Annotated in this window: 22 protein-coding genes; 9 read left to right on the top strand and 13 right to left on the bottom strand. The window is 71.3% G+C overall.

Going from position 1 to position 25,824, the window contains the following annotated elements:
* Positions 1-27: 27 nt before the first annotated feature.
* The gene (locus ACIGDI_RS29855) at positions 28-1,284 is read right to left on the bottom strand and encodes an aminotransferase class III-fold pyridoxal phosphate-dependent enzyme (protein WP_399902952.1); all 1,257 of its coding nucleotides are present in this window, start codon (positions 1,282-1,284) and stop codon (positions 28-30) included.
* A 364-nt stretch (positions 1,285-1,648) separates the two neighbouring features.
* On the opposite strand from ACIGDI_RS29855, the gene ACIGDI_RS29860 reads away from it, so the two are divergent.
* On the top strand, positions 1,649-2,878 hold the full coding sequence (locus ACIGDI_RS29860; protein WP_399902955.1) for a trypsin-like serine peptidase: 1,230 nt from the start codon (positions 1,649-1,651) through the stop codon (positions 2,876-2,878).
* Between the two features lie 63 nt (positions 2,879-2,941).
* Here ACIGDI_RS29860 and hflX read toward each other — a convergent pair whose 3' ends face one another.
* The 6 genes from hflX to miaA form a co-directional block, all read right to left on the bottom strand.
* Positions 2,942-4,435, bottom strand: coding sequence for a GTPase HflX (hflX, locus tag ACIGDI_RS29865; protein ID WP_399902958.1), 1,494 nt, complete (start codon positions 4,433-4,435; stop codon positions 2,942-2,944).
* A 135-nt stretch (positions 4,436-4,570) separates the two neighbouring features.
* Positions 4,571-6,046 (bottom strand): M1 family metallopeptidase, encoded by a 1,476-nt coding sequence (locus ACIGDI_RS29870; protein ID WP_399902961.1) that lies wholly within the window; start codon positions 6,044-6,046, stop codon positions 4,571-4,573.
* Between the two features lie 87 nt (positions 6,047-6,133).
* On the bottom strand, positions 6,134-8,242 hold the full coding sequence (locus tag ACIGDI_RS29875; protein WP_399902964.1) for a RelA/SpoT family protein: 2,109 nt from the start codon (positions 8,240-8,242) through the stop codon (positions 6,134-6,136).
* A 297-nt stretch (positions 8,243-8,539) separates the two neighbouring features.
* Positions 8,540-9,415 (bottom strand): diaminopimelate epimerase, encoded by an 876-nt coding sequence (dapF, locus tag ACIGDI_RS29880; RefSeq protein WP_399902967.1) that lies wholly within the window; start codon positions 9,413-9,415, stop codon positions 8,540-8,542.
* A gap of 82 nt (positions 9,416-9,497) precedes the next feature.
* Positions 9,498-10,001, bottom strand: coding sequence for a hypothetical protein (locus ACIGDI_RS29885; RefSeq protein ID WP_399902970.1), 504 nt, complete (start codon positions 9,999-10,001; stop codon positions 9,498-9,500).
* Between the two features lie 108 nt (positions 10,002-10,109).
* Positions 10,110-11,048 (bottom strand): tRNA (adenosine(37)-N6)-dimethylallyltransferase MiaA, encoded by a 939-nt coding sequence (gene miaA / locus ACIGDI_RS29890; RefSeq protein WP_399902972.1) that lies wholly within the window; start codon positions 11,046-11,048, stop codon positions 10,110-10,112.
* Between the two features lie 183 nt (positions 11,049-11,231).
* Here miaA and ACIGDI_RS29895 point away from each other — a divergent pair, with 183 nt between their 5' ends.
* Both ACIGDI_RS29895 and ACIGDI_RS29900 read left to right on the top strand, forming a co-directional pair.
* The gene (locus ACIGDI_RS29895; protein WP_399902975.1) at positions 11,232-11,501 is read left to right on the top strand and encodes a hypothetical protein; all 270 of its coding nucleotides are present in this window, start codon (positions 11,232-11,234) and stop codon (positions 11,499-11,501) included.
* 62 nt (positions 11,502-11,563) lie between these two features.
* The gene (locus ACIGDI_RS29900) at positions 11,564-11,833 is read left to right on the top strand and encodes an antitoxin (protein WP_399902977.1); all 270 of its coding nucleotides are present in this window, start codon (positions 11,564-11,566) and stop codon (positions 11,831-11,833) included.
* Positions 11,834-12,496: 663 nt separating this feature from the next.
* Here ACIGDI_RS29900 and ACIGDI_RS29905 read toward each other — a convergent pair.
* From ACIGDI_RS29905 to ACIGDI_RS29915, 3 genes are all read right to left on the bottom strand, one after another.
* On the bottom strand, positions 12,497-13,210 hold the full coding sequence (locus tag ACIGDI_RS29905) for a class III extradiol dioxygenase subunit B-like domain-containing protein (RefSeq protein ID WP_399902980.1): 714 nt from the start codon (positions 13,208-13,210) through the stop codon (positions 12,497-12,499).
* 68 nt (positions 13,211-13,278) lie between these two features.
* Positions 13,279-14,808 (bottom strand): tRNA (N6-isopentenyl adenosine(37)-C2)-methylthiotransferase MiaB, encoded by a 1,530-nt coding sequence (gene miaB / locus ACIGDI_RS29910; RefSeq protein ID WP_399902983.1) that lies wholly within the window; start codon positions 14,806-14,808, stop codon positions 13,279-13,281.
* A gap of 68 nt (positions 14,809-14,876) precedes the next feature.
* Entirely contained in the window at positions 14,877-15,311 is a 435-nt protein-coding gene (locus ACIGDI_RS29915; protein WP_399902986.1) for a plastocyanin/azurin family copper-binding protein, read from the bottom strand.
* A 191-nt stretch (positions 15,312-15,502) separates the two neighbouring features.
* Here ACIGDI_RS29915 and ACIGDI_RS29920 point away from each other — a divergent pair, with 191 nt between their 5' ends.
* Positions 15,503-18,412, top strand: a complete 2,910-nt coding sequence (locus ACIGDI_RS29920; protein WP_399902989.1) for a SpoIIE family protein phosphatase — start codon at positions 15,503-15,505, stop codon at positions 18,410-18,412.
* Between the two features lie 12 nt (positions 18,413-18,424).
* Here ACIGDI_RS29920 and ACIGDI_RS29925 read toward each other — a convergent pair whose 3' ends face one another.
* Positions 18,425-18,829 carry a MazG nucleotide pyrophosphohydrolase domain-containing protein gene (locus ACIGDI_RS29925; RefSeq protein WP_399902992.1) on the bottom strand — a complete coding sequence of 135 codons (405 nt, stop codon included), beginning with the start codon at positions 18,827-18,829 and terminating at the stop codon, positions 18,425-18,427.
* Between the two features lie 95 nt (positions 18,830-18,924).
* Between ACIGDI_RS29925 and ACIGDI_RS29930 the strand changes: the two genes are divergently transcribed.
* Positions 18,925-19,923 carry a TAXI family TRAP transporter solute-binding subunit gene (locus ACIGDI_RS29930; RefSeq protein ID WP_399902995.1) on the top strand — a complete coding sequence of 333 codons (999 nt, stop codon included), beginning with the start codon at positions 18,925-18,927 and terminating at the stop codon, positions 19,921-19,923.
* Here ACIGDI_RS29930 and ACIGDI_RS29935 read toward each other — a convergent pair.
* Both ACIGDI_RS29935 and ACIGDI_RS29940 read right to left on the bottom strand, forming a co-directional pair.
* Positions 19,913-21,316, bottom strand: coding sequence for a sensor histidine kinase (locus ACIGDI_RS29935; RefSeq protein ID WP_399902998.1), 1,404 nt, complete (start codon positions 21,314-21,316; stop codon positions 19,913-19,915). The two genes, ACIGDI_RS29930 and ACIGDI_RS29935, sit on opposite strands and share 11 nt — an antisense overlap.
* 9 nt (positions 21,317-21,325) lie before the next feature.
* Positions 21,326-22,012, bottom strand: a complete 687-nt coding sequence (locus ACIGDI_RS29940) for a response regulator transcription factor (RefSeq protein ID WP_142143031.1) — start codon at positions 22,010-22,012, stop codon at positions 21,326-21,328.
* 285 nt (positions 22,013-22,297) lie between these two features.
* On the opposite strand from ACIGDI_RS29940, the gene ACIGDI_RS29945 reads away from it, so the two are divergent.
* From ACIGDI_RS29945 to ACIGDI_RS29960, 4 genes are all read left to right on the top strand, one after another.
* Positions 22,298-23,074, top strand: a complete 777-nt coding sequence (locus tag ACIGDI_RS29945; RefSeq protein WP_200705373.1) for an amino acid ABC transporter ATP-binding protein — start codon at positions 22,298-22,300, stop codon at positions 23,072-23,074.
* Positions 23,075-23,132: 58 nt separating this feature from the next.
* Positions 23,133-23,975, top strand: a complete 843-nt coding sequence (locus tag ACIGDI_RS29950; RefSeq protein WP_399903003.1) for a glutamate ABC transporter substrate-binding protein — start codon at positions 23,133-23,135, stop codon at positions 23,973-23,975.
* Between the two features lie 132 nt (positions 23,976-24,107).
* Positions 24,108-24,773, top strand: coding sequence for an amino acid ABC transporter permease (locus ACIGDI_RS29955; protein ID WP_399903006.1), 666 nt, complete (start codon positions 24,108-24,110; stop codon positions 24,771-24,773).
* On the top strand, positions 24,770-25,669 hold the full coding sequence (locus ACIGDI_RS29960) for an amino acid ABC transporter permease (RefSeq protein ID WP_399903008.1): 900 nt from the start codon (positions 24,770-24,772) through the stop codon (positions 25,667-25,669). Before ACIGDI_RS29955 ends, ACIGDI_RS29960 begins: the two co-directional genes overlap by 4 nt.
* Positions 25,670-25,824 lie beyond the last annotated feature (155 nt).

Raw genomic sequence — 25,824 nt, forward strand, 5'->3', positions numbered from 1 at the left:
CGCGGCGACGAGCCGGGTGCTGCCGCGCTACCTGCGTTCTCGACCTGCCTCTACGAACGCGCGTCGACGGGCGCGGGTCACTGCCTCCACCGCGTCGCAGAGCCGGTCGAGTACGGCGGCCGCCTGTTCGTCGCTGATCGTCAGCGGCGGCAGCAGTCGTACGACGCTCCGGTGACGGCCGCCCAGGTCGACGATCAGGCCACGGCGCAGACACTCACCCCGTACGGCGGCCGCCAGTTCGGGCCCCGCCCCCTCCTCTTCCGGGTCCACGAACTCCACGCCGATCATCAGTCCCCGCCCCCGCACGTCCCCCACGCACGCGATGTCCCGAGCCAGGTCGCGGAGCCGCCCGAGCATGCGGGAACCGAGGGTGGCCGCGCGCTGGGCGAGGGCGTTCTCGCGGACATGGGAGAGGGTGGCCGTCCCCGCGGCCAGGGCAAGTTGGTTGCCGTGGAAGGTGCCGGGCTCCCCGCTGCCGAGGTCGTCGCGGTGGACGACCACGGACAGCGGGAGGCTGCCGCCGACGGCCTTGGAGAGGACCATCACGTCGGGCGTGATGCCACTGTGCTCCACCGCCCAGAAGGCCCCCGTGCGGCCCACGCCGGTCTGGGTCTCGTCCGCGATCAGCGGGACGGAACGGGCGGCGGTGAGCCGGCGCACGCGCCGCGTCCAGGCGTCGGGCACCGGAACGACTCCGCCCTGGCCCGCGAAGGGTTCGAGGATCACCCCGGCCGGCCGCGCCGCCCCCGGCCCGAAGTCGCCCAAGTGCGCGCCGAGTTCGTCTTCACCGGAGGCGCCCCAGAGCTCCACCGGGTCGTCCCCGCCGTGGGCACCGTCGAGGGAGCCGGTGAGCGACAGCACCGCCGTACGCCCCGTAGCGGCCCGCACCAGCCGCAGTGCGGCCTCCATCGCGTCCGTCTCCCCCGGCCCGCAGAAGCGCACGCGCGCGTGGCCGGCGAAGTCCGGCGGCAGGGTGCGGAGCAGTTCGGCGACGAAGGCGTCCCGCACCGGTGTGGCGAGGTCGGGTGCGTGGAGCGGTGCGCCCGAGTCCAGGACCCTGCGGATCGCCTCCAGCACGACGGGGTGGTTGTGCCCCAGGGCGAGCGCTCCTGCGCCGGAGAGACAGTCCAGGTAACGGCGGCCGTCGGCGCCCTCGATGGTCAGCCCCCGGGCGCGGACGGGCACGATCGGCAGGGACCGCGCATAAGTGCGCGCCGCCGGCTCGCGCGTCGGCGGGCGCCGCTGGACGCCCGGCTGCACCGGGTGCGACGCCCGCACCGACACCGGCGGCTTCCCGGCACCCGCCCGGCCTCTGGTCGTACCCTCCGACGCACTCGCCCCGCACGCAGACTCGGCCACGCCTTACCGTCCTCCCGCCGCACAGGCACAGGGGGACCGCCCTTGAACAGCAGACTCCCCACCGCTACAACCTCCCCTCGGCGCACGGGTTACGGGTTGCTTCAAGATCCTTACCGTGACGGAACCGTTGCCGTACCGTCGGAAGTCCCCCACAGCGAGCGCATAGTGTGTGGTGCCGTTCCAAGGCACACGCCGAACCAGCCCAGGGGCACGCCGGACCAGTCCAAGGCACATGCCCATCAAGGCGGTTCGGCACCCGGTTCGTTCTTCTCAGGGGGAGTCTCCGACCATGCGATCCATACGGCCGTCGTTCCGCATCCGGCGAGACGGGGGTGCTCGTCGCGGAACCTCCCGCGTTCTCACCGCCGTCGCTCTCGCCTCGGCGCTGGCGCTCACCGCCACCGCCTGCAACTCCGGTGACGACAAGGCGGACGGCCAGGCCTCCGCCTCCGCGACCGACACCGGGAGCGGCGACGGCAAGATCAAGATCCCCGACGACATCAGGAACAAGCTCAAAGAGCACGGGATCGACATCGACAAGTGGAAGCACGGCGCCTGGAAGAACTGGAACAGGGACGACTGGCTGCGCGAGGCCGACGAGTTCATCAACCCGATCATCAAGGGCCTGTGGGACACGGACCGGATGCGCCGCGCCAACGACCCGGAGAAGAGCGTCGACAGCAACGACCTCTCGGGTGACCAGGGCGTGACCGACCCGACGCCCGCGCCGGTGAACGCGAAGGCCGTGGCGCCCAGGTACCACTCGAACGCGGCGACGGCCGGGAAGGTGTTCTTCGACTCCCCCGAGGGCACGATGGTCTGCTCGGCGACGGTCGTGGAGGACCCGGCCCACCCGGGCAAGTCCAACTTGATCTGGACGGCCGGTCACTGCGTGCACGCCGGCAAGAAGGGCGGCTGGTACCGCAACATCGCCTTCGTGCCGTCGTACAACGACGCGGGCAGGACGGCCGACCAGCTGCGGAACGCCACCCGGGAGCAGGCGGCCCCCTACGGCGTGTGGTGGGCCGACTGGGTCAAGACCTCCCAGCAGTGGATCGAGCAGGGCGGTGAGACGGGCGGTGACGGTGCCTCGTACGACTACGCCGTCCTCCATGTGACGCCGGAGAAGGGCGGCACCGGCAAGTCGCTGGAGGAGACGGTCGGTTCGGCGCTGCCCGTCAACTTCGACGCCCCGGCCGTGCCGAAGGTCTCCAGCATCACCGCGACCGGCTACCCGGCCGCCGCGCCCTTCGACGGGCAGCTGCTGTACCAGTGCACGGACAAGCCCGGGCGGCTGTCGCTCAACGCCTCGGACCCGACGATGTACCGCATCGGCTGCACCATGACCGGCGGTTCCTCCGGCGGCGGCTGGGTGGAGACGGGCTCGGACGGCAAGCCGGCGCTGGTCTCCAACACCTCGATCGGCCCGGTGAGTTCGGGCTGGCTGGCCGGTCCGCGACTGGGCGATGTGGCCAAGGGCGTCTACGACTCGGTGAGCCGGAAGTTCGCCGGTCGGTGACACCGGAATGCCGAAGGCCCGCCCCCTGCGCAGGGGGCGGGCCTTCGGGTTTCGGGTCGAAGGTCAGACCGTGGGAACCGGCACGTACGGCTGCAGGTCCGCCGCCAGCTCCTCGTGCACCCGCGCCTTGAGCAGGGTGCCCTCCGGGGTGTGCTCCGCGGAGATCACCTCGCCCTCGTCGTGGGCACGGGCGACCAGCTTGCCGTGGGTGTACGGCACCAGGGCCTCGATCTCCACGGACGGCCGGGGCAGCTCGTTGTCGATGAGCGCGAGCAGCTCCTGGATGCCCTGGCCGGTGCGGGCCGAGACGGCGATCGAACGCTTCTCGATCCGCATGAGCCGCTGCAGGGTCAGCGGGTCGGCCGCGTCCGCCTTGTTGATCACGACGATCTCGGGTACGTCGATGGCGCCGACGTCCCTGATCACCTCGCGCACGGCGGCCAGCTGCTCCTCCGGGTTCGGGTGCGAGCCGTCCACCACGTGCAGGATCAGGTCGGACTCGCCGACCTCCTCCATGGTGGAGCGGAACGCCTCGACCAGGTGGTGCGGCAGGTGCCGGACGAATCCGACGGTGTCCGCCAGCGTGTACAGGCGGCCGCTCGGGGTCTCCGCCCGGCGGACGGTCGGGTCCAGAGTCGCGAACAGGGCGTTCTCGACCAGGACACCGGCGCCGGTCAGGCGGTTGAGCAGCGAGGACTTGCCCGCGTTGGTGTAGCCCGCGATGGCGACCGAGGGCACCTTGTTGCGCTTGCGCTCCTGGCGCTTGATCTCGCGGCCGGTCTTCATGTCCGCGATCTCCCGGCGCATCTTCGCCATCTTCTCGCGGATCCGCCGCCGGTCGGTCTCGATCTTGGTCTCACCGGGACCACGGGTGGCGAGACCGCCGCCCTTGCCGCCGCCCATCTGACGGGACAGCGACTGACCCCAGCCGCGCAGCCTCGGCAGCATGTACTGCATCTGCGCGAGCGCGACCTGCGCCTTGCCCTCGCGGGACTTGGCGTGCTGGGCGAAGATGTCGAGGATCAGGGCCGTACGGTCGATGACCTTGACCTTGACGACGTCTTCCAGGTGGATGAGCTGGCCCGGGCTGAGCTCTCCGTCGCAGATGACGGTGTCGGCGCCGGACTCCAGGACGATGTCCCGCAGCTCGACGGCCTTGCCGGAACCGATGTAGGTCGCCGCGTCGGGCTCGCTGCGGCGCTGGATCACACCGTCGAGCACGAGCGCGCCGGCGGTCTCCGCGAGGGCGGCGAGTTCCGCGAGGGAGTTGTCCGCGTCCTGTGCGGTCCCCGAGGTCCAGACGCCGACGAGGACGACCCGCTCCAGGCGGAGCTGGCGGTACTCGACCTCGGTGACGTCCTCGAGCTCGGTGGAGAGGCCGGCCACGCGGCGCAGGGCCGCGCGCTCGGAGCGGTCGAACTGGTCGCCGTCCCGGTCTCCGTCGATCTCGTGGCTCCAGGCGACGTCCTCTTCCATCAGGGCATCGGCCCGAAGACCTTCGGCGTACGAGTGCGCGAATCGCTGCGTGTCCTGGGAAGGGGATGAAGAGGAGGTCATTGGATCCTTACGTCGATGGGGATGCCGATACCGGCGTTCACAGTGGACAACGCTTGAGTACCCCGGGAGATTCCCGCGACCCGTGCCGCGCCGTCCGGAAGATGGTCGCACGGTACGGGACGTCTCGTCATCGCCTTATTTCCGGGGCGCCGCCTTGGTGGGCGGGGTGGGCTTCCAGTCCGGGTGGCCCGGCATCGGCGGGGTCTTCTCGCCGTACAGCCACGCCTGGAAGAAGCCGCCGAGGTCGCGCCCGGAGACCTGAGAGGCGAGGTGCTCGAAGTCGGCGGTGCCGGCCGTGCCGTCGCGGTGCAGGCGCACCCAGTCCCGCTCCAGGCGCTCGAAGGCGGGCCGGCCGATCTCCTGGCGCAGGGCGTACAGGACGAGCGCGGCGCCGTCGTAGACGTTGGGGCGGAAGATGCTGATCTTCTGGCCGGGCGCGGGTGCCTTGGGGGCGCCCGGGGGCCCTCCGGCGGCGCGCCAGCGGTCGGACGCGCCGTAGGCGGCCTTCATGCGCGTCTCCATGGGGCGGTGCGCGGTCTCCTGCGCGTACAGCTCCTCGTACCAGGTGGCGTGTCCCTCGTTGAGCCACAGGTCGGACCAGGTGCGGGGGCTGACGCTGTCGCCGAACCACTGGTGGGACAGCTCGTGCACCATGATCGACTCGATGTACCACTTGGGGTAGGCGGGCTCGGTGAACAGCTCCTTCTCGAAGAGGGAGAGCGTCTGGGTCTCGAGTTCGAAGCCGGTGGAGGCCTCGGCCATGAGCAGGCCGTACGTCTCGAAGGGGTACGGGCCGACCTTGTTCTCCATCCAGGCGATCTGGTCGGGGGTCTTCGCGAGCCAGGGTTCGAGGGCCTTGGCGTCCTTGGTGGGCACGACGTCGCGTACCGGCAGGCCGTGCGGGCCCTTGCGGTGCAGCACGGTGGAGCGGCCGATGGAGACCTGGGCGAGCTCGGTGGCCATGGGGTGCCCGCTGCGGTACGTCCAGGTGGTGTTCTTGCCGACGCGGTCGACGCCGGCCGGCAGGCCGCCGGCGACGGCCGTGTAGCCGTTGGGGGCGGTGATCCGGATGGTGAACATCGCCTTGTCGGAGGGGTGGTCGTTGCACGGGAAGACCAGGTGCGCGGCGTCGGCCTGGTTGGCCATGGCGAGGCCGTCCGCGGTGCGCACCCAGCCGCCGTCCTCGTCGCCGGGGGACGCGGGGTCGCTGGTGTGCCGGACGGTGATGCGGGTCCAGCTGCCTTCCTGCAGCGGGTCCTCGGGCGTGACGACGAGGTCCTCGCCGGCGGTGGCGAAGCCGGCGGGTTCGCCGTCGACCTCGACGGACTCGACCTTGCCGTGCGCGAAGTCGAGGTTGATCCGGTCCAGGTCCTGGGTCGTCCAGGCGTCGATCGTCGTGACGGCCTGCAGCGGCTTGTCGTTGGAGCCGGGATAGGTGAAGGCCAGGTCGTACGCCGCCACGTCGTACCCCGGGTTGCCGAGGTACGGGAAGAGGCGGTCGCCGACGCCCAGGGGGGCCGGCGGGGCGCTCGCGGCGAGGAGGCAGACCGAGACGGCGGAGGCGAGGAGCGCGGTCGCCTTCAGGCGACGCCCGCGGGGGGTGAGGAGCATGCATCACGGCTATCAGCGCACGCGCGTGTGGCGGCGACGGCGCGCGACCGGCCCACCCGAAGGGGTGGTCCCGGCGTACTGCGGGTTTCAGGCGCCCGGCGTCTGCGGCTGCGGCTGCGCCCGGCTCACGTCGTACACGCCGGGTACGTTGCGCATCGCCCGCATGAGGCCCGGCAGGAGCGCCGCGTCCGGGAGCGTCACGGTGTACGAGTGCTTCACGCGCTGCCGGTCCGGCGGCTCGATGGTCGCGGACACGATCTCGGCGCCCTCCAGGGCCATGGCCTCGGTGAGGTCGGCGAGGAGATGCGGGCGCCCGAACGATTCGGCGAGCAGCGTGACCCGGCACTCACTGGTGTCCCCCCAGCGCACGCCGACCTCCGCGCGCCCCCCGCTCTTCATGCGCGCCACCGCGGAGCACTCCACGCGGTGGACGGTGACCACGCCGCCGCGCACGGCGAAGCCGGTCACCTCGTCGGGCGGCACGGGGGTGCAACAGCCGGCGAGGCGCGCGGTCGCCCCGGGCTGGTCGACGACGACATCGGCGGCGGGAAGGGCGACCGCCCCTTCGGGAGCGGGGCGGGGAGCCGACGAGCGCCGGTCCTCCTCGGGCGCGTCCGCCTCGGGGTGGGTCGCCAGCCACCGCTGGATGGCGATCCGGGCGGCGGGCGTGTGGGCGTGCTCCAGCCACTCCCTGGAGGGCTCGGAGGCCGGGTCCTGGCCCATGAGGAGCTGGACGGTGTCGCCGTCCTTCAGGACCGTGCTGAGGGTCGCCAGGCGGCCGTTGACGCGGGCGCCGATGCAGGCGTGCGCGTCCTCGCCGTACTGCGCGTAGGCGGCGTCGACGCAGGTGGCGCCCTCGGGCAGGCCCAGGGTGCCGCCGTCCGGGCGGAAGACGGTGATCTCGCGGTCCTGGGCGAGGTCCTCGCGGAGCGTGGACCAGAAGGTGTCGGGGTCCGGCGCGGCCTCCTGCCAGTCCAGGAGGCGGGAGAGCCAGCCGGGCTTGGTGGGGTCGACGCGCTCGCCGTCGGCCGGGTCGTCGGCGGCGGGCGCGTAGGGATTGCCGAGCGCGATGACGCCGGCCTCGGCGACCTTGTGCATCTGGTGGGTGCGGATGAGGACTTCGGCGACCTGCCCGTCCGCACGCGCGACCGCGGTGTGCAGCGACTGGTAGAGGTTGAACTTCGGTACGGCGATGAAGTCCTTGAACTCCGAGACGACGGGGGTCATGCAGGTGTGCAGCTCGCCGAGGACGCCGTAGCAGTCCGCGTCCTCGTTGACCAGCACCAGCAGCCGGCCGAAGTCGGCGCCGCGCAGCTCACCGCGCTTGCGGGCGACGCGGTGGACGGAGACGAAGTGCCGTGGCCGGATGAGGACTTCGGCCTGGATGTCGGCCTCGCGCAGATGGCCGCGGACCTCGTCGGCGATCTCGGCGAGGGGGTCGTCGGCGCGGGAGGCGTTGTCGACGATCAACTCGCGGGTGTGCTCGTACTCCTCGGGGTGGAGGATCGCGAAGACCAGGTCCTCCAGCTCGGTCTTGAGCGCCTGGACCCCGAGCCGTTCGGCGAGCGGGATCAGGACGTCCCGGGTGACCTTGGCGATGCGGGCCTGTTTCTCGGGGCGCATGACGCCCAGGGTGCGCATGTTGTGCAGGCGGTCGGCGAGTTTGATCGACATCACGCGGACGTCGCTGCCGGTGGCGACGAGCATCTTGCGGAAGGTCTCGGGCTCGGCGGCGGCGCCGTAGTCGACCTTCTCCAGCTTGGTGACGCCGTCGACGAGATAGCGCACCTCCTCGCCGAACTCCTCGCCCACCTGATCGAGCGTCACATCGGTGTCCTCGACGGTGTCGTGGAGCAGAGACGCCGTCAGGGTGGTCGTCTCCGCGCCGAGTTCGGCGAGGATCAGGGTCACCGCGAGAGGGTGTGTGATGTACGGCTCGCCGCTCTTGCGCATCTGGCCGCGGTGCGAGGACTCGGCCAGGACGTAGGCGCGGCGCAGGGGTTCGATGTCGGCGCTCGGGTGGTGGGCGCGGTGCGCGTCGACGACGTGGCCGATGGCGTCGGGCAGGCGGTCGCGGGCGGCGGGGCCGAGCAGGGCGGCACGGCCGAGGCGGCGCAGATCGATCCGCGCGCGCCAGCGGGCCGCCGGGCCTGCTACCGAACCTGGCGTCGCAGGGTTCGTGGCCTCCGCACTCATGGGCACCTCCGGCTGCGTGGACCGGCGGACGGGGTGCCCCAGGGCGGACACGGCTCAGGGGGCGGCAACGGTCCCCCGTCCGGGCCGGTGCTTGATGCTACCGAGCCCATCACGTGCGTCCGACCGCCTCTCGCCGAGCGTGAAACGGATCACCCATTCGAGCGACGGTTTCGAGGTTTACGGTTTCGCGCCATGCGACGGCCGGGTGTCCGTACATTTGAATCCCGAACCGTCGCACCGGTAGTTGACACCTGCACCACGGGGCACAGCTGCCTGCGATCCCAAGCCTCGTCCCCGTCAAGAGGTGAACGTTTCCAGCCAGCCGGCTTCGATCTCGCCCTCGGCGACGATCACCGCCGGACCGGTCATCTCGATCTCGCCGTCGGGCCGTTCGGTGATCACGAGCGTCCCGCCGGGCACGTCGACGGTGTACGTCGCCGGCGTCCCGGTGACCGCCGGGTCGACGCCGTCCCGGCGGGCGGCCGCCACGGCGACCGCGCACGCGCCCGTGCCGCACGAGCGGGTCTCGCCGGCGCCGCGCTCGTGCACGCGCAGGGCGACGTGGCCGGGGCCGCGGTCGACCACGAACTCGACGTTGACCCCGTCGGGGTAGGCGGAGGCCGGGCTGAAGGGCGGCGGGGAGTACAGGCTGCCCGCGTGCGCGAGGTCCTCGACGAACGCGACCGCGTGCGGGTTGCCCATGTTCACGTTCCGCGCGGGCCAACTGCGCTCGCCCACACTGACGGTGACGTCGCCCTCGGGGAACCGCGCCCTGCCCATGCCGACCGTGACGGCACCGTCCTTGGCGATGTGCACGGTCTTCACGCCGCCCCGCGTGGCCACCGTGAGGTCGCCCTCGGTGGCGTGGCCGGCGCGCTGCAGGTAGCGCGCGAACACGCGCACGCCGTTGCCGCACATCTCCGCGATCGAGCCGTCGCCGTTGCGGTAGTCCATGAACCACTCCGCCTCGGCCGCCATGTCCCTCGCCTCGGGGTGCGCGGCGGAGCGCACCACGTGCAGCAGGCCGTCGCCGCCGATGCCCGCGCGGCGGTCGCACAGGGCGGCGACGGCGGCCGGGGGCAGGTCGAGAGTGTTCTCGGGGTCCGGGACGATCACGAAGTCGTTCTCCGTGCCGTGCCCCTTGAGGAAGGCGATACGCGTGCGCGTGCTCATGCCCCGATCGTAAGGGAAGGTCGCATTCGCACCGCGGGCCGGTCGGAGCTGGGGGCGCTCCAGCGCAGCTTTGCAGGGCGCTCTAGCGCAGCCGGGCCACGCGCCACACCGCCAGCACCACCACCGCGGCGACCAGCACCACGTATGCCAGCACGACCCGCCAGTCCGGTCGGCGGCCGGAGCCGCGCTGCGGGAGCCCGGGCCACGTGTAACCCACGCGACGCGCGGCCATCATGCCCCAGCCCGCGGCACAGGAGCAGATCAGGAGCCCCAGCATGGCGATCACGGCCCCGCTGTCGCCGAAGTCGAAGGCGAGCGGGAAGGCGAACATCAGGGAGCCGACCGCGGCCAGGGCCACGATGGGGGCGAGCTGCCAGATGCGCAGCCGCCGCTGCGGGCGCAGCTCGACCTCGACCTCCGGTCCGCCCGCGAACATCTCCTCGGGCTCGGGACCGTCGGCGGTCACACCGCCCTGGGTGTCGTCGGGCCCGTCGGGGCTCAGACGGTCCGCGTCCTGCTCCGGTGCACCGCCGACAGCGGTGCGGGGCTCGATGCCTTGTGCGGTGTCGCGAGGGCCGGCCTCCATCGCCACGCGCCCTCCCAACTAGGACTCAACTCGGTCGATCGAAGCTCGATGATGGCACGGCGCCGGAGGCCCGAACGGCAGCCGGAGCGTCCCGATGCCATGACGTGATCAGGCTGTGACCGGTCGTTCGACCAACGCCAGTGCGAGGTCCGGAAGTTCTGTGAGATCCGCCGCACCCCCACTCAACCAGTGCACCCGCGGATCGCGCCTGAACCACGAATCCTGGCGGCGCGCGAAGCGCTTGGTGGCACGCACCGTCTCGGCCCGCGCCTCCTCGATCGTGCACTCCCCCGCGAGCGCCGCGAGGACCTGCTGGTATCCGAGCGCGCGGGAGGCCGTGCGCCCCTCGCGCAGGCCTTGCGCCTCCAGCGCGCGCACCTCGTCCACGAGCCCCTGGTCCCACATGCGGTCCACCCGGCGGGCGATGCGCTCGTCGAGCTCGGGGCGGGCGACGTCCACGCCGATCTGGACGGTGTCGTAGATCGAGTCGTGGCCCGGCAGGTTGGCGGTGAAGGGCTTGCCGGTGAGCTCGATCACCTCCAGGGCCCGGACGATACGACGGCCGTTGCTCGGCAGGATCGCCTGCGCGGCCCCGGGGTCGGCGGCGGCCAGGCGGGCGTGCAGCGCGCCCGAGCCGCGCAGGGTCAGCTCGTCCTCCAGCCGGGCCCTGACCTCGGGGTCGGTGCCGGGGAACTCCAGGTTGTCGACGGCGCCACGGACGTAGAGGCCGGAGCCGCCGACGAGGACCGGCCAGCGGCCGGCGGCGAGCAGGGCGTCGATGCGCTCGCGGGCGAGCCTCTGGTACTCGGCGACCGACGCGGTGACCGTCACGTCCCAGATGTCCAGCAGGTGGTGCGGGATGCCGCCGCGCTCCTCGGGCGTCAGCTTGGCGGTGCCGATGTCCATCCCCCGGTAGAGCTGCATGGAGTCGGCGTTGACGACCTCGCCTCCCAGGCGCTGGGCGAGGAAGACGCCCAGATCGGACTTTCCGGCCGCGGTCGGTCCGACGACGGCGATGACGCGGGGGGCGGGGGGTGCGGTGCTCACTGCACCAGTCTCGCAAACCCTGAACGGTCTCCTCGAACGAGTTGCGTGACGGCGGGGGTTCGGGGTCGTTGCCCGCTGCGTGGTTCTCGCCGCCGGTTTCCGGAAGGCGGCGCTCCCGGTGGCGCAATCGGACGCACCGGGCAACGCGGGTTTTCCCCCGCACGAGTAGCTTATGGAGTGGATATGGGCGTTTTCGCGCGACTTCTCCGGAGGTCGAAGGCCACGGAGGAGGCGTCGCCCGCCGAGGCGCCGGCCGCCGCAGCGACGGCCGGGCCCGAGGCGGAAGAGGCGGCAGAGGCGAAGGGGTCGGCCGGCACCGAGGAGCGGGCCGAGACGGAGTCCACGGCGACGGAGGCCGACGAGGCCGGCTCGGACGAGGGCGTCGAGATCCCCAAGCAGCAGTCCGCCCAGGAGGCGGCCGACAGCGAGGCCGGCGAGGGCGCCCGCACGTGACCGGGTCGCGCGCGAGTGGGCCGAGAGGCGCACCGGGCCCGGCCTGACGAGAAAGGCGGACCATGGGTCTCCTGCACAACCTGAAGGTCAGGCTTTCCCCGGCGAAGGACAAGGTCTCGGACCTCGCGCAGCAGCACGGGGGCAAGATCTCGCACGGCCTCGACAAGGCCGCCCAGGTGGTCGACGAGAAGACCAAGGGCAGGTACAGCGACCGGATCCGGACCGGGACCGGCAAGGCCAAGGACGCCATGGACCGACTCGCGCACAAGGGCGACGCGGGCAAGGGCGGCGGCACCGCGCCACCGGACACGCCCACGCCGCCGCACTCCTGAACGGCAGGGCGCACCGACGGACGGCCGCGGGCCCGAGGGGTTCCCGGCCGTCCGCCGTTTCCCGCGCCTCGACGCGCTCACGGCGCCGCGACCGGCCGTCATGACCGGGTCGCCCTCGTCATGCCCGATCGCCGCCTCCATGCGGGTCGCCGCCCCCACGACCCGGTCGCCGCGGTCATGCATCGGACGCCGCAGTCACGACTTGGTCGCCCGCGTCATGTCCAGATCGCCGCCGGCTTGCCCGGGTCGCCGCCGTCATGACCAGATCGCCCCCGTCATGCCGGGGCGATCCCGTCACCACCAGGTCGCCGCCGTCATGCATCGGTCGTCGCCGTCATGACCAGATCGCCCACGCCCGGGCCGCCGCTATCACGACCCGGTCACCCCCGCCATGTCCAGATCGCCGCCGTCATGCCCGGGTCGCCGCCGCCACGACGAGATCGCCGCCGTCATGCATCGGTCGTCGCCGTCATGACCAGTTCGCCCACGCCCGGGCCGCCGTCATCACGACCAGGTCACCCGCCATGTCCAGGTCACCCCCGCCATGTCCAGGTCACCCCCGTCATGCCCGGGTCGCCCCCGTCATGCCCGGGTCGCCCCCGTCATGCCCGGCTCGCCCCCCGTCATGCCCGGCTCGCCCCACGTCACGCCCGGCTCGCCCCCTCACGACCACGTGGCCACCACGTACCCCACCCCGTACGGCGCGTCCTCGTACAGCAGGGCTCCGGCGAGGTCCGTGCCCTCGGCCGCGCCCGCGAGGACCTGCCAGGGGGCCCGGCCCGAGGCCTTCAGCTCGTACGCCAGGTCGGCGTCAAGCGCCTTCAGCGCCGGCACGTCGGCCGTGCCCAGCGCCCGCGCGACCTCCGCGTCGAAGGGCGCGGCGCGCTCGTCGAGGTAGCCGGGCGCCTTGAGCGTGCGGCAGGCGCTGCCGTCGCCCATCACCAGCAGGGCCACCCGCTCGGCACGGGGGGCGATCTCCCGTCCGGTCTCGACGCACCGGTCGGCCACGAGCGGTTCCCCCACGCCGAGCCCCTCGATCGGGGCGTCGGACCAGCCGGTCCGCTCCAGCAGCCACGCGGCGACGGCGAGGGAGGGCGGAAGCTCCCGCCCGGGCTCCACGTCCTTCGCGCCGCCCAGCCGTACGTCGACCTCGACGCCGAAGCCGCGGAAGGATCCCGGCGTGCCCTCGGGGTGCGGGCCGCGCCCGCTGCGCTCGGCGGGCCCGATCACCACCAGCAGGTCGGGACGGGCGGCGGCGAGCACGCCGAGCGCGTCCGCGCAGGCGGCACGCGCGCGGTCCAGTTCCGGAGCGGCGCCCGCGGCCACCTCCGGCACGAGGAGGGGCGGGCAGGGGCAGATGGCGGCGGCGACAAGCATGATCGGCAGGGTAACGCCGGGGCGGCGACCTTCGTCGTGCCCCGGCGGACCGCGTCGGCCGGGCCGGGTCAGTCGCAGCCGCAGCCGCTGCCCGACGCCACCGGCAGCGGCTCGGGCGCGCCGATCTTCGGCAGGCCCAGCATCACGCCGGCCGGCTTGGCCGCCTCGGCGGCGTTGCGCTTCTCCCACGCGTCACCCGCGCGCGTGCGGCGCACACCGAGGACGGCGCCCTCGGCGAGGAGGTGGTGCGGGGCAGCGTAGGTGATCTCGACGGTGACGACGTCACCGGGGCGGACGTCCTGGTCGGGCTTGGTGAAGTGGACCAGACGGTTGTCGGGGGCGCGGCCGGAGAGACGGTGGGTGGCGCCGTCCTTGCGGCCCTCGCCCTCGGCGACCATCAGCTCCAGGGTGCGGCCGACCTGCTTCTTGTTCTCCTCCCAGGAGATCTCCTCCTGGAGGGCGACGAGACGCTCGTAGCGCGCCTGGACGACCTCCTTGGGGATCTGGTTCTCCATGGTGGCGGCCGGGGTGCCGGGGCGCTTGGAGTACTGGAAGGTGAACGCCTGCGCGAAGCGGGCCTCGCGGACCACGTGCAGGGTCTGCTCGAAGTCCTCCTCGGTCTCGCCGGGGAAGCCCACGATGATGTCGGTGGTGATCGCCGCGTGCGGGATGGCCGCGCGGACCTTCTCGATGATCCCCAGGTAGCGGTCCTGGCGGTAGGAGCGGCGCATCGCCTTCAGGACCGTGTCCGAGCCGGACTGCAGGGGCATGTGCAGCTGCGGCATGACGTTCGGCGTCTCGGCCATGGCGGCGATGACGTCGTCCGTGAAGTCGCGCGGGTGCGGCGAGGTGAAGCGGACCCGCTCCAGGCCCTCGATCGCGCCGCAGGCCCGCAGCAGCTTGCTGAAAGCCTCGCGGTCGCCGATGTCGGAGCCGTACGCGTTGACGTTCTGGCCGAGCAGGGTGATCTCGGAGACGCCCTCGGCGACCAGCGCCTCGACCTCGGCGAGGATGTCGCCGGGGCGGCGGTCCTTCTCCTTGCCGCGCAGGGCGGGGACGATGCAGAAGGTGCAGGTGTTGTTGCAGCCGACGGAGATCGACACCCACGCCGCGTACGCGCTCTCGCGCCGCGTCGGCAGGGTGGAGGGGAACGCCTCCAGGGACTCGGCGATCTCGACCTGCGCCTCTTCCTGCACACGCGCGCGTTCCAGCAGCACCGGGAGCTTGCCGATGTTGTGCGTACCGAAGACGACGTCCACCCAGGGCGCCTTCTTCACGATGGTGTCGCGGTCCTTCTGCGCCAGACATCCGCCGACCGCGATCTGCATGCCGGGGCGGGACGCCTTCCTGGGCGCGAGGCGGCCGAGGTTGCCGTACAGGCGGTTGTCGGCGTTCTCCCGGACCGCGCAGGTGTTGAAGACCACGACGTCGGCGTCGCCGTCGGAGCCCTCGGGGGCGCGCACGTAGCCGGCGTCCTCCAGCAGTCCGGACAACCGCTCGGAGTCATGGACGTTCATCTGGCACCCGTAGGTGCGCACTTCGTAGGTCTTGGGTGACTGAACGTCCACTGCCGGGCTCCGGTCGCTGCTGCTGGTCATGCGTCAAGGGTAGGCGGTCCCCGGAGGCACCCGTCCGCCCCTTGCGAAGCACGCCGACCGGGGCGCGCTCAGCCGACCTTGAGGTCCGTCTTCATGCCGAGCTGCTGGTGCCCGTCCACGGGGCAGTAGAGCTTGTACGTTCCCTTCTTCAGGGTGACCGTCACGGACGTGTTCTGGCCGCTGGAGATGTTCTTGGTCCGCACGTCGGAGACACCGGGGCCGTCCACCTCCAGGGCGTGCGTGGTCGTGCCCGCGTTGTCCGCGGTGAAGGTGTAGGTGCCGGGGGTGAAGGAGTTCCGGGAGAGCTTGAGGGCGTACTCGGTCTCCGTCACCGTGACCTTCGTCCCCGAGCCGGCCTTGGCCGCGCCGGTGCTCTGCGAGGCCTTCCCGCCTCCACCGCCTCCACCGCCGCCGCTGGAACAGGCGGCCACCAGCAGGGCGGCGGAGAACGCCAGCGCCGTCGCACGGACAGCCGTTCGTGCGGTCTTGTTCGTGATCACCATGTGGCTCATCCCCTTCGGGGCCACCCCGCGATCCGCCGGGCTTGTCCCAATCTGACACGAGGGGCCCTTGATGGGGGATACGGATATATCGGTCCCGTTGTTCAGGCGATGGCCGTCGACGGGGATCCCGTCACACGCCAGGAATCCCCGAAAGAGGTTTCGGACGAAAACAGGAACGATAAGTTCCCTTCATGAACGCGCGGCTCGCTCTCCTCGGCACGGTGGCTCCCGGAGTCACGGAGAGCGAGGTCTTCCGGCTGGCGTTGCAGCACGCGGTGGGTGAGCTGGGCGCGCTCGGCGGAGTCATCCATCTGCGCGGCCCGATGTCCGCGCTGCGCCTGGTGTCGTCCGTCGGCCTTCCGGCCGCCCTGACCCGCTCGTGGGAGATCGTCGACCAGGAGAGCCCGCTGGCCCCCGCCCGCGCCCTGCGGCGGGGCAGCGGTGTGTGGGTGCCCCTGGAGTCCGAGGAGTCCGAGCCGTGGCAGGCGTGGCCCGGCACGGGACTCGCCGCCCTGCCCCTGTTCAGCGGGCCCCGCGGGATCGGCGCACTGACCGTCCTGACCGGTGAGCGGGGCGGGCCCACGCGGGAGCAGTGGGAGTTCCTGCGGACCGTGGTCGCCTGGGCCGAGGACCGCATGGCCAAGGCTCCGCCGACGAGCGGGCCCGACCGGTCGGGGCTGACCGGAGAGCGTCTGCGGGACGCCCTGAAGGAGGTGCGGGTCGGCGCGTGGAACTGGGACATCCGCACCGGCGACCTGGTCTGGGACGAGGCAGCGCTGGAGCTGTACGGCACCCGGCCGGCCGAGTTCACGGGCCGGATCGAGAACTGGATGCGCATCGTCCACCCCGACGACCTGGCCCCCACCCTGGCGGCCGCCCAGCGGGCGATAGCCGACGGCACGGTCTTCGAGGCCGAGTACCGGGTACGGCGCCTGGACGGCACGTACGGCTGGACCCAGGCGCGCGGCCGGGCGACGTACGACGAACGCGGCGAGCCGCTGCGGATGATCGGCGTGGGCTGGGAGAGCAACGAGTCGCGCCGGACCCGGGACGCGCTCAGCCGGGCCCTGCGGCACATGAGCGACGGCTTCCTCGCGGTGGACGACCAGTGGCGGATCACCTTCGCCAACCTGGAGGCCGAGCGGCTGCTGGGCTTCTCCGAGGAGCAGATGTTCGGCCGTCTGCTGTGGGCCCTGCCCTCCGTCCGGCGGATACCCGGCCTCAAGGCCCGGTGCCTGCGGGCCGCGGCCGAGGAGAAGCCGGCCGGCTTCGATGTGCACCTGCCGGAGACCGGGCAGCGGTTCCATCTGCGGTTGGTGCCCGGGCCCGACGGGCGCACCCTGTACTTCCAGGACGTCACCGAGAAGCGCCGGCTGGCGGAGGAGCGGCAGTCCGCCGAGCGGTCCGCGGCCGAACGTGCCCTTCGAATAGCCGAGTTGACCGCGGAACTCGCCAAGGCGACGACCTCCCAGGACGTGGTGGACGCGGTGGCCAGACGCGTGCTCCCGCCGTTCGCCGCGACCGGGCTCATGGTGCAGGTCATCGAGGGCGACCGGCTCCACCACGTGGGTGCCGTCGGCTACCCCGACGACTTCCTCGATTCCGTCGACGGCCGCCTGCGGTCACCCATGGACCCCGGCTGGGACCCGGCCGAGTCGGACACCCCGCTGTTCATGTCCTCCGTCGAGGAGTTCGCCGCGCGCTACCCGGCGATGGCCGACCTGCCGGGCCGGGCCGGCAAGCAGTCCTGGGCGTTCCTGCCGCTGACGGCGTCCGGGAACACCTTCGGCGTGTGCATCCTGTCCTTCGACCGGCCTCGGCGGCTCACCGACGAGGAACGCGCACTGCTGACCACGATCAGCGCGCTGGTGGCCCAGTCCCTAGAGCGGGCCCGGCTCTACGACGCCGAGCACACCCGGTCCCGCGAACTCCAGCGCAGTCTGCTCCCCCAGGGGCTGCCCGACCTGCCCGCGTGCACGGCCGCCGCCCGCTACCTCCCGGCCGGGCAGGGCGCCGACGTGGGCGGCGACTGGTACGACATCATCCCGCTGTCCGGCGGTCAGGTGGCGCTGGTGGTCGGCGACGTCATGGGCCACGGGCTGCCGGAGGCTGCCACCATGGGTCGGCTGCGCACCGCCGTGCACACCCTGGCCGACCTGGAACTGCCGCCGGGCGAGATCCTGGGTCACCTCAACGACATCGTCGCCGGGATGGGCGAGGCGTCGTACGCCACCTGCCTGTACGCGCTCTACGACTCCACCACCGGGCGCTGCTCGCTGGCCCGCGCCGGGCATCCGCCGCCCGCCCTGGTCCGTCCCGACGGCACCGTGCACTTCCCCGAGCCGGACGCCGATCCGCCGCTGGGGGCCGCGGAGCCGCCGTTCGAGACGGTCGAGCTGGAGGTGCCCGAGGGCAGCCTCCTGGTGCTGTACACCGACGGCCTGGTCGAGTCGGCCAAGCGGGAGATCGACGAGGGCATGGCGGAGCTGGCCCGGCTGCTGGGCACGGCCCACCGGGACGGGACGGCCGTGGACCTGGAGCGGCTGTGCGACACGCTGACCGCCGGTCTGCTGCCCACCGAGCAGCAGGCGGCCGACGACGCGGCGTTCCTGGTGGCCCGGCTGCACGCCCTGCCGACGGACCGGATGGCCTCCTGGCCGCTGCCCCAGGACCCGCGGGCGGCCGGACTGGCCCGCCGGCACATCCGCGAGCAGCTCGCCGCCTGGGAGCTGGACGACCTGGCCCCCACCACGGAACTCCTGGTCAGCGAGCTCGTGGGCAACGTCGTCCGGCACGCCAGGGGCCCGGTCCGGCTGCGCCTGCTGTACGGGGCCGAGCTGATCTGCGAGGTCTACGACGGCAGCCAGACGATGCCGCGTATCCGCCGCGCGACGGAGACCGACGAGGGAGGCCGGGGGCTGCAGCTCATCGCGGCGCTGACCGGGCGGTGGGGCGCCCGCTACACCCCGACCGGGAAGTGCATCTGGGCCGAGCAGCCGCTGTCCGCCTCGGGCGGCCAGGACGAGCCGTCACTCGACGCGACGGAGCTGCTGTTCCTGGACCCGGCCGGTTTCGACGGCGACTGGGACGGCCTGTCCTGAGTCCCGCGCGGCTCACTCCCCGCCCGGTGTCCAGCCCTGCCGCCGCAGCACCCCGGACACGTCCGGCGCCTCGTAGTGCTCCCCCTTGAGGACCTTGCCGTCGGCGCGGCGGGCGACGCTGCCGTCGGGGCCCAGCTTGGTCATGTTGGAGCGGTGGATCTCGGCGATGACCGCGTCGAGGTCGATGCCGTGTACCAGGGCCGTGCCGTACGCCACGTAGACCACGTCGGCCAGTTCGTGGGCGAGCCGGTCGAGCGGTCCGGCGACCGAGACCTCGGCGACCTCAGCGGCCTCCTCGGCCAGCAGTTCGCCGCGGTGGGCGGCCAGCGCGGGCGGCACTTCGGTGGGCGTGGTGCGGGCGTCCAGGCCGAAGGCGAGGTGGAACTGGCGGACCAGATCGGCGGGCGATGAGCTCATACGGCGACTGTAGCGATCGCCACTGACAGTCACGTCCGTCCCCTGCGGGACTCCGCCCTGGTCAGCATCGCGTCCCGGCTGGCAGGATCGCCCGCATGTCCAACGTGTTCCACCGGATCGGCAGGCGTCGGGCCCTGCAGGGCGCGGCCGCCGGCCTCGTCGTCCTCGGGCTGCTGCTGTGGTGGCTGCTGCCGCTGGGCGAGGCCCCGCCGAGCGGCACGATCAGGTTCAGCACGGGGGCGGAGGCGGGGGTGTACCAGCAGTACGGCAAGCTGCTGAACGCCGAGTTCGACCAGGACATGCCGAAGCTGAAGGTGCGGCTGCAGATCAGCGACGGTTCGCAGCAGAACGTCAAGCGCGTGGCGACCGGCGACTCCGACTTCACGATCGCCCAGGCCGACGCGGTCGAGACCTACAAGCTGGACCACGGGACGGGAGCAGGCCGGCTGCGCGGGGTCGCCCGGCTCTACGACGACTACGTGCAGCTCGTCGTCCCCCGCGACTCGGCCGTGAGGTCGGTCGCGGACCTGCGGGGCAGGAAGGTGGCCATAGGGCCGCCCCGCTCGGGCGTGCGGCTGATCGCCGAGCGGGTGCTGAAGGCGGCGGGCATCGACGCGCACAAGGACATCACGCCCTTCTCCGACGGCATCGGCGACGGTCCGGAGAAGCTGAAGAAGGGCGACATCGACGCCTTCTTCTGGTCGGGCGGGGTCCCCACGGAGGGACTGGCGAAGCTGGCCGACGGCCTGACCTTCCGGTTCGTGCCGATCAAGGCCGATCTCGTCGCCAAACTGCACGCCCAGGGCGGCGCCACCCGCTACTACCGCGCCACCAACATGCCGGAGTCGGCCTACCCCAGCATCCAGAACGGGATCGCCGTGCCGACCATCGCGGTCGCCAACCTCCTGGTGACGCGCAAGGACGTGGACACCCGGCTCACCGAGTGGGTGACCCGCACCGTGATCAAGAGCCGGGACGTCATCGGCAAGCAGGTCCACTCCGCGCAGCTCGTCGACCTGCGCACCGCGATCTACACCGATCCGCTGCCGCTGCAGGAGGGCGCCAAGCGGTACTACCGCTCGGTCAAGCCGTAGGGCCGTTCCTCGGCACCGACACCGTCACCGTCAGCCCGTGCGGCTCGTGATGGCCGTACGAGATCGAGCCGCCGCCCGCCGAGAGCAGGGCGCGCGAGATGGACAGGCCGAGGCCGGAGCCCTTGATGTTCTGGTGGCGGCCGCTGCGCCAGAAGCGGTCGCCGACGCGGGCGAGTTCCTCGTCGGTCAGGCCCGGGCCGTTGTCGCTGACGACGACGGTCGAGGTGCTGCCGTTCGAGGCGACCGTCACCTCGACGCTCTGGTCCTCCGGCGTGAACTTGAGCGCGTTGTCGATCACCGCGTCCAGGGCGCTGGAGAGGGTGACCGGGTCGGCCCAGGCGGTGGTCGGCGGGCAGTCGCCCACCAGCCGTACGCCCTTGGCCTCGGCGGTCGGTGTCCAGGCGGCGACGCGCTCGGCGGTCAGCGCGCCGATGTCGGTGACCATCAGGTCGGCCTCGGTGTGCTCGGCCAGGGCCAGGTCGAGCAGGTCGTCGAGGACCTCGGCGAGGCGCTTGCCCTCGGTGCGGACCGATGCGATCTCCTCGTTGTCCTCGGGCAGTTCGAGCGCGAGCAGTTCGATGCGCAGCAGCAGAGCGGAGAGCGGGTTGCGCAGCTGGTGCGAGGCGTCGGCGACGAAGGCGCGCTGCTGCTCCAGCACGTCCTCGACGTTGTCCGCCATCTCGTTGAACGCCTGGGCCAGGCGCCTGAGTTCCGGTGGCCCGCCGGCGGCCGCGACACGGGACTTCAGCCGTCCGCTGGCGATCTCGTGGGTGGTGGCGTCGAGCACTCTTACGGGCCTGAGGACCCAGCCGGTCAGCCGTAGCGCGGCGCCGACGGCCAGCAGCATCGCGGCGATCTCCCCGGCGCCGATGATCAGCCAGCCGTGCAGGATCCGCGAACGCAGCGGTCCCGTGGGCGAGTCGGTGACGACTACCGCGACGACGTCGCCGTCCCGGATGACCGGCGAGGCGACGACGAGGCGGTGGCGCTGCCAGGGCCACACCTGCTTGGGGTCGTGGCTGCGGCGGCTGAGCGTCGCCTCGTCGAAGGCGTCGCGCACCTCGCCCGAGTTGGGCAGGAAGAAGTCCGACGGCGCCTTGGCCATGGGGATGTCGGTGCGGCAGAACACCCCGGCGCGGATGCCGTAGACGCCGTAGTAGCTGGTGAGTTCGCTGCCGAGGGTCTCCAGGCGTTCGTCCGTGGACGTCCGCGTGGAGCTGCAGGCGTCGGTGACGAACTGGGCGAGGGCCGCGAAACGCGCGGTGTCGTCGATCCGGTCGACGACCACCTTCTGCTGCTGTGCCGCGGCCACGCTCACGGCGAGCGGGATGCCGAGCGCGAGCAGCACGGCCGCCATCAGGACGATGAGCAGCGGGAGGAGTCGGGTACGCACCCGTGCACGCTACGGGGAGGGGGCGACGAGCCGGTAGCCGACGCCGCGTACGGTCTCGATCAGGGCCGGCATGCGCAGCTTGGCGCGCAGGGAGGCCACGTGCACCTCCAGGGTGCGTCCGGTCCCCTCCCAACTGGTGCGCCACACCTCGCTGATGATCTGCTCACGGCGGAAGACGACCCCGGGGCGCTGCGCGAGCAGGGCGAGCAGGTCGAACTCCTTCCGCGTCAGCTGGACGACCGAACCGTCGACGGTGACCTGGCGCGTGGGAAGCTCGATGAGCACGGCGCCGAGGCGCAGCGTGCTGTCCTCGCCGTGGGCGGCGTCCTCGTGGACGGTGCGCCGGCTGACGGCGTGGATCCGGGCGAGCAGCTCCCCGGTGTCGTACGGCTTGACCACGTAGTCGTCGGCGCCGAGGTTGAGGCCGTGGATGCGGGAGCGGACGTCGGAGCGGGCGGTGACCATGATCACCGGGGTGCTGGTGCGCTTGCGGATCTTGCCGCACACCTCGTAGCCGTCCTGATCGGGCAGGCCGAGGTCGAGCAGGACGACACCGAAGCCGGCGCCCTCCGGGACCAGTGCCTGGAGGGCCTCCTCGCCGCTGCGCGCGTGCGTGACGTCGAAGCCATGCCGTGCCAGAACCGCTGAGAGAGCGGCGGCGACATGGTTGTCGTCCTCGACGAGGAGCAGTCTCATCCGGGCCTCCTTCGGTTCATCGGCCGTACGAACGGAGTGGGTAGGAACGTGTCCGGGCGCGCGGGCACCCAGGCAGTCACGCTGATGGACGAGGACGCAGTCAAGTGGGTTCCGGTTGCGGCGGGCTTTAGTTACCCGGCCGATATGCGCCCTGCTCGCAAGTGCTACGACCCGTGTCCGATTGCTATCGGATCGTGATGCTCAGATTCCCCTCAGATGTAATGACGCTGGTGGAACGGCATCACTACTGTCCTCCGAAACCGAGGAGGACGGAGCCCGATAGCGATGACCGAAGTATCGGTGGCCAAGCAGGACGTGGCCGCGACCGGCGAACTGGTCGTCCTGAAGAGCGTCAACAAGCACTTCGGCGCGTTGCACGTACTCCAGGACATCGATCTGACGATCGCCCGCGGCGAGGTCGTCGTGGTCATCGGGCCCTCCGGGTCCGGTAAGTCCACCCTGTGCCGCACCATCAACCGTCTGGAGACCATCGACTCGGGCACGATCGCCATCGACGGCAAGCCGCTGCCCCAGGAGGGCAAGGAGCTCGCCCGGCTGCGGGCGGACGTCGGCATGGTCTTCCAGTCCTTCAACCTCTTCGCGCACAAGACCGTGCTCGAGAACGTGATGCTCGGCCAGATCAAGGTCCGCAAGGCCGACAGGAAGAAGGCCGAGGAACGGGCCCGCACCCTGCTGGACCGGGTCGGCGTGGCCGCCCAGGCCGACAAGTACCCCGCGCAGCTCTCCGGCGGCCAGCAGCAGCGCGTCGCCATCGCGCGGGCCCTTGCCATGGACCCGAAGGTCATGCTCTTCGACGAGCCGACCTCGGCCCTCGACCCCGAGATGATCAACGAGGTCCTCGAGGTCATGCAGCAGCTCGCCCGCGACGGCATGACCATGATCGTCGTCACGCACGAGATGGGCTTCGCGCGATCGGCCGCGAACCGCGTGGTCTTCATGGCCGACGGCCGGATCGTCGAGGAGGCCGCGCCCGACCAGTTCTTCAGCAACCCGCGCAGCGACCGTGCCAAGGACTTCCTGTCGAAGATCCTGCACCACTGAAGACCCGCCCCTCCGCCCAGACGGCCTTTCTCTCTTCACCAGCCAAAGGATGTTCATCATGAAGCTCCGCAAGGTCACCGCCGCCTCGGCCGCCGTCCTCGCCCTCGCCGTGGCCGCCACGGCTTGTGGGTCCAGCGACAACAAGGACAGCGGTTCCTCCGGGGGCGGCGGCAACAAGATCAAGATCGGCATCAAGTTCGACCAGCCCGGCCTCGGTCTGAAGGAGCCCAACGGCAGCTACTCCGGCTTCGACGTGGACGTGGCGACGTACGTGGCGGGCAAGCTCGGCTACAAGCCCAGCCAGATCGAGTGGGTCGAGACCAAGAGCGCCGACCGCGAGAACGCACTGCAGCGCGGCGACGTCAAGTTCATCGCGGCCACGTACTCGATCACCGACGAGCGCAAGCAGAAGGTCGACTTCGCCGGCCCGTACTTCCTGGCCCACCAGGACCTGCTGGTCAAGAAGGACTCGACCATCACCAAGGGCACGGACCTCAACGGCAAGAAGCTGTGCTCCGTGGTCGGCTCCACCTCGGCGCAGAACGTCCAGAAGACGATCGCCCCGAAGGCCAACCTGAAGACGAACAGCGGCTACTCCGAGTGCGTCGCCAGCCTCCAGAGCGGCGCCGTGGACGCGCTGACCACCGACGACTCGATCCTCGCGGGCTACGCGGCGCAGGACAAGTACAAGGGCCAGTTCAAGCTCGCCGGGCTCAAGCTCAGCAACGAGAACTACGGCATCGGCGTGAAGAAGGGTGACACCGCCACCCTCAACAAGATCAACGACGCTCTCAAGACCATGGTCAGCGACGGCACCTGGGAGAAGGACGTCAAGAAGAACTTCGGCCCGGCCCAGTACCAGTACGAGCCGGCGCCGAAGATCGGCCAGATCGTCAAGTAAGGCTCCGGCCCGGACCCCCGGCCACCGCAGGGACTCCGGGCGCGCCGCCGCCCGCCGCGATCACGGCGGCGGCGCGCCCGGCAATGGGCCTCGCCCTCCTCGTACGCCACACACCCGGAAGCGCGGGAGATCGTGTTCGACTTTCTTCATGGTTATGACGTCCTGGGGGCGTTCTGGATGACGGTGAAACTGACCGTCATCTCCGCCCTGGGCTCCCTGGTCTGGGGCACTCTGCTGGCGGCGATGCGGGTCAGTCCGGTCCCCCTGATGCGCGGGTTCGGCACCGCCTACGTCAACATCGTCCGGAACATCCCCCTGACGGTCATCATCGTCTTCAACTCGCTCGGTCTCGCCGACATCTTCGGTGTGACCATGGGCGCCACCGACTTCAAGATCCAGGGCTTCCGGCTGGCGGTGCTCGGTTTCGTCGCCTACACCGCGGCCTTCGTCTGCGAGGCGGTGCGGTCGGGCATCAACACCGTGCCCGTGGGGCAGGCCGAGGCGGCGCGCGCCATCGGGCTGAGCTTCAGCCAGACCCTCCGGCTCATCGTGCTTCCCCAGGCGTTCCGTTCGGTCATCGGCCCGCTGGCCAACGTCCTGATCGCGCTGACCAAGAACACCACGGTGGCGGCCGCGATCGGTGTCGCCGAGGCCGCGGCCCTGATGAAGACGATGATCGAGAACGAGGCCCAGACGCTGCTCATCGGCGCGGTCTTCGCCCTCGGCTTCGTCGTACTGACCCTTCCCACCGGCCTGATCCTGGGCTGGCTGGGCAAGCGACTGGCGGTGAAGCGATGAGCTCCGTTCTCTACGACGCCCCCGGCCCCCGGGCCAAGCGGCGCAACGTCGTCCTCTCGGTGGTCTTCCTCGTCCTGCTCGGCCTGCTGCTGTGGTGGGTCTGGCAGACGATGGACGACAAGGGCCAGCTGAAGTGGAGCCTGTGGCAGCCGTTCACCACGTCGGAGGCGTGGACGACGTACCTGCTGCCGGGCCTCGGCAACACCCTGAAGGCCGCCGCGCTCTCGATGGTCATCGCCCTTCCGCTGGGCGCGTTCTTCGGCATCGCACGCATGTCCGACCACCGGTGGGTGCGCGTACCGGCCGGCGCCGTGGTCGAGTTCTTCCGCTCGATCCCGGTCCTGCTGCTGATGCTGTTCGCGAACGAGTTCTTCGCCCGCTCCACGAACGTGACCACCGAGGACCGGCCGCTGTACGCGGTCGTCACCGGCCTGGTGCTCTACAACGCCTCCGTCCTCGCCGAGGTGGTCCGCGCGGGCATCCTCGCCCTCCCCAAGGGTCAGACGGAGGCCGCGTACGCCATCGGTCTGCGCAAGGGCCAGACGATGACCAGCATCCTGCTCCCGCAGGCGGTCACGACCATGCTGCCGGCCATCGTCAGCCAGCTCGTCGTCATCGTGAAGGACACCGCGCTCGGCGGCGTGATGATCGGCTACACCGAACTGCTGAACGCCCGCAGCACGTTCGCCGCCAACTACGCCGACGTCATCCAGAGCTTCGTCGGCGTGGCGATCATCTTCATCGTGGTGAACTTCATCCTCACCAGCTTCGCGAGCTGGCTCGAGGGCCGGCTGCGGCGCAGCAAGCGGAGCACGGGGGCGGTTCTCGCCGAGGACCAGGTGGAGGTCAATCCCGCCGCGGTCGGCGGTGGCTTCGGGACCGGCGCTTCCGTATGACCTGATGATCACTCAACTGGCTTGACCCACATGGAGGCAGTGGCATGATCGCCACTGCCTCCGTCACTTGACGCAAACAACGACAATGGGTTGCATACGTTCTGTGATCGTGCACCCTGCTCCAACTTCCTGTTCACATACGTCCCTCAGGACAC

This window comes from Streptomyces sp. NPDC085900 (assembly GCF_044540925.1).
GTDB lineage: Bacteria > Actinomycetota > Actinomycetes > Streptomycetales > Streptomycetaceae > Streptomyces > Streptomyces gilvifuscus.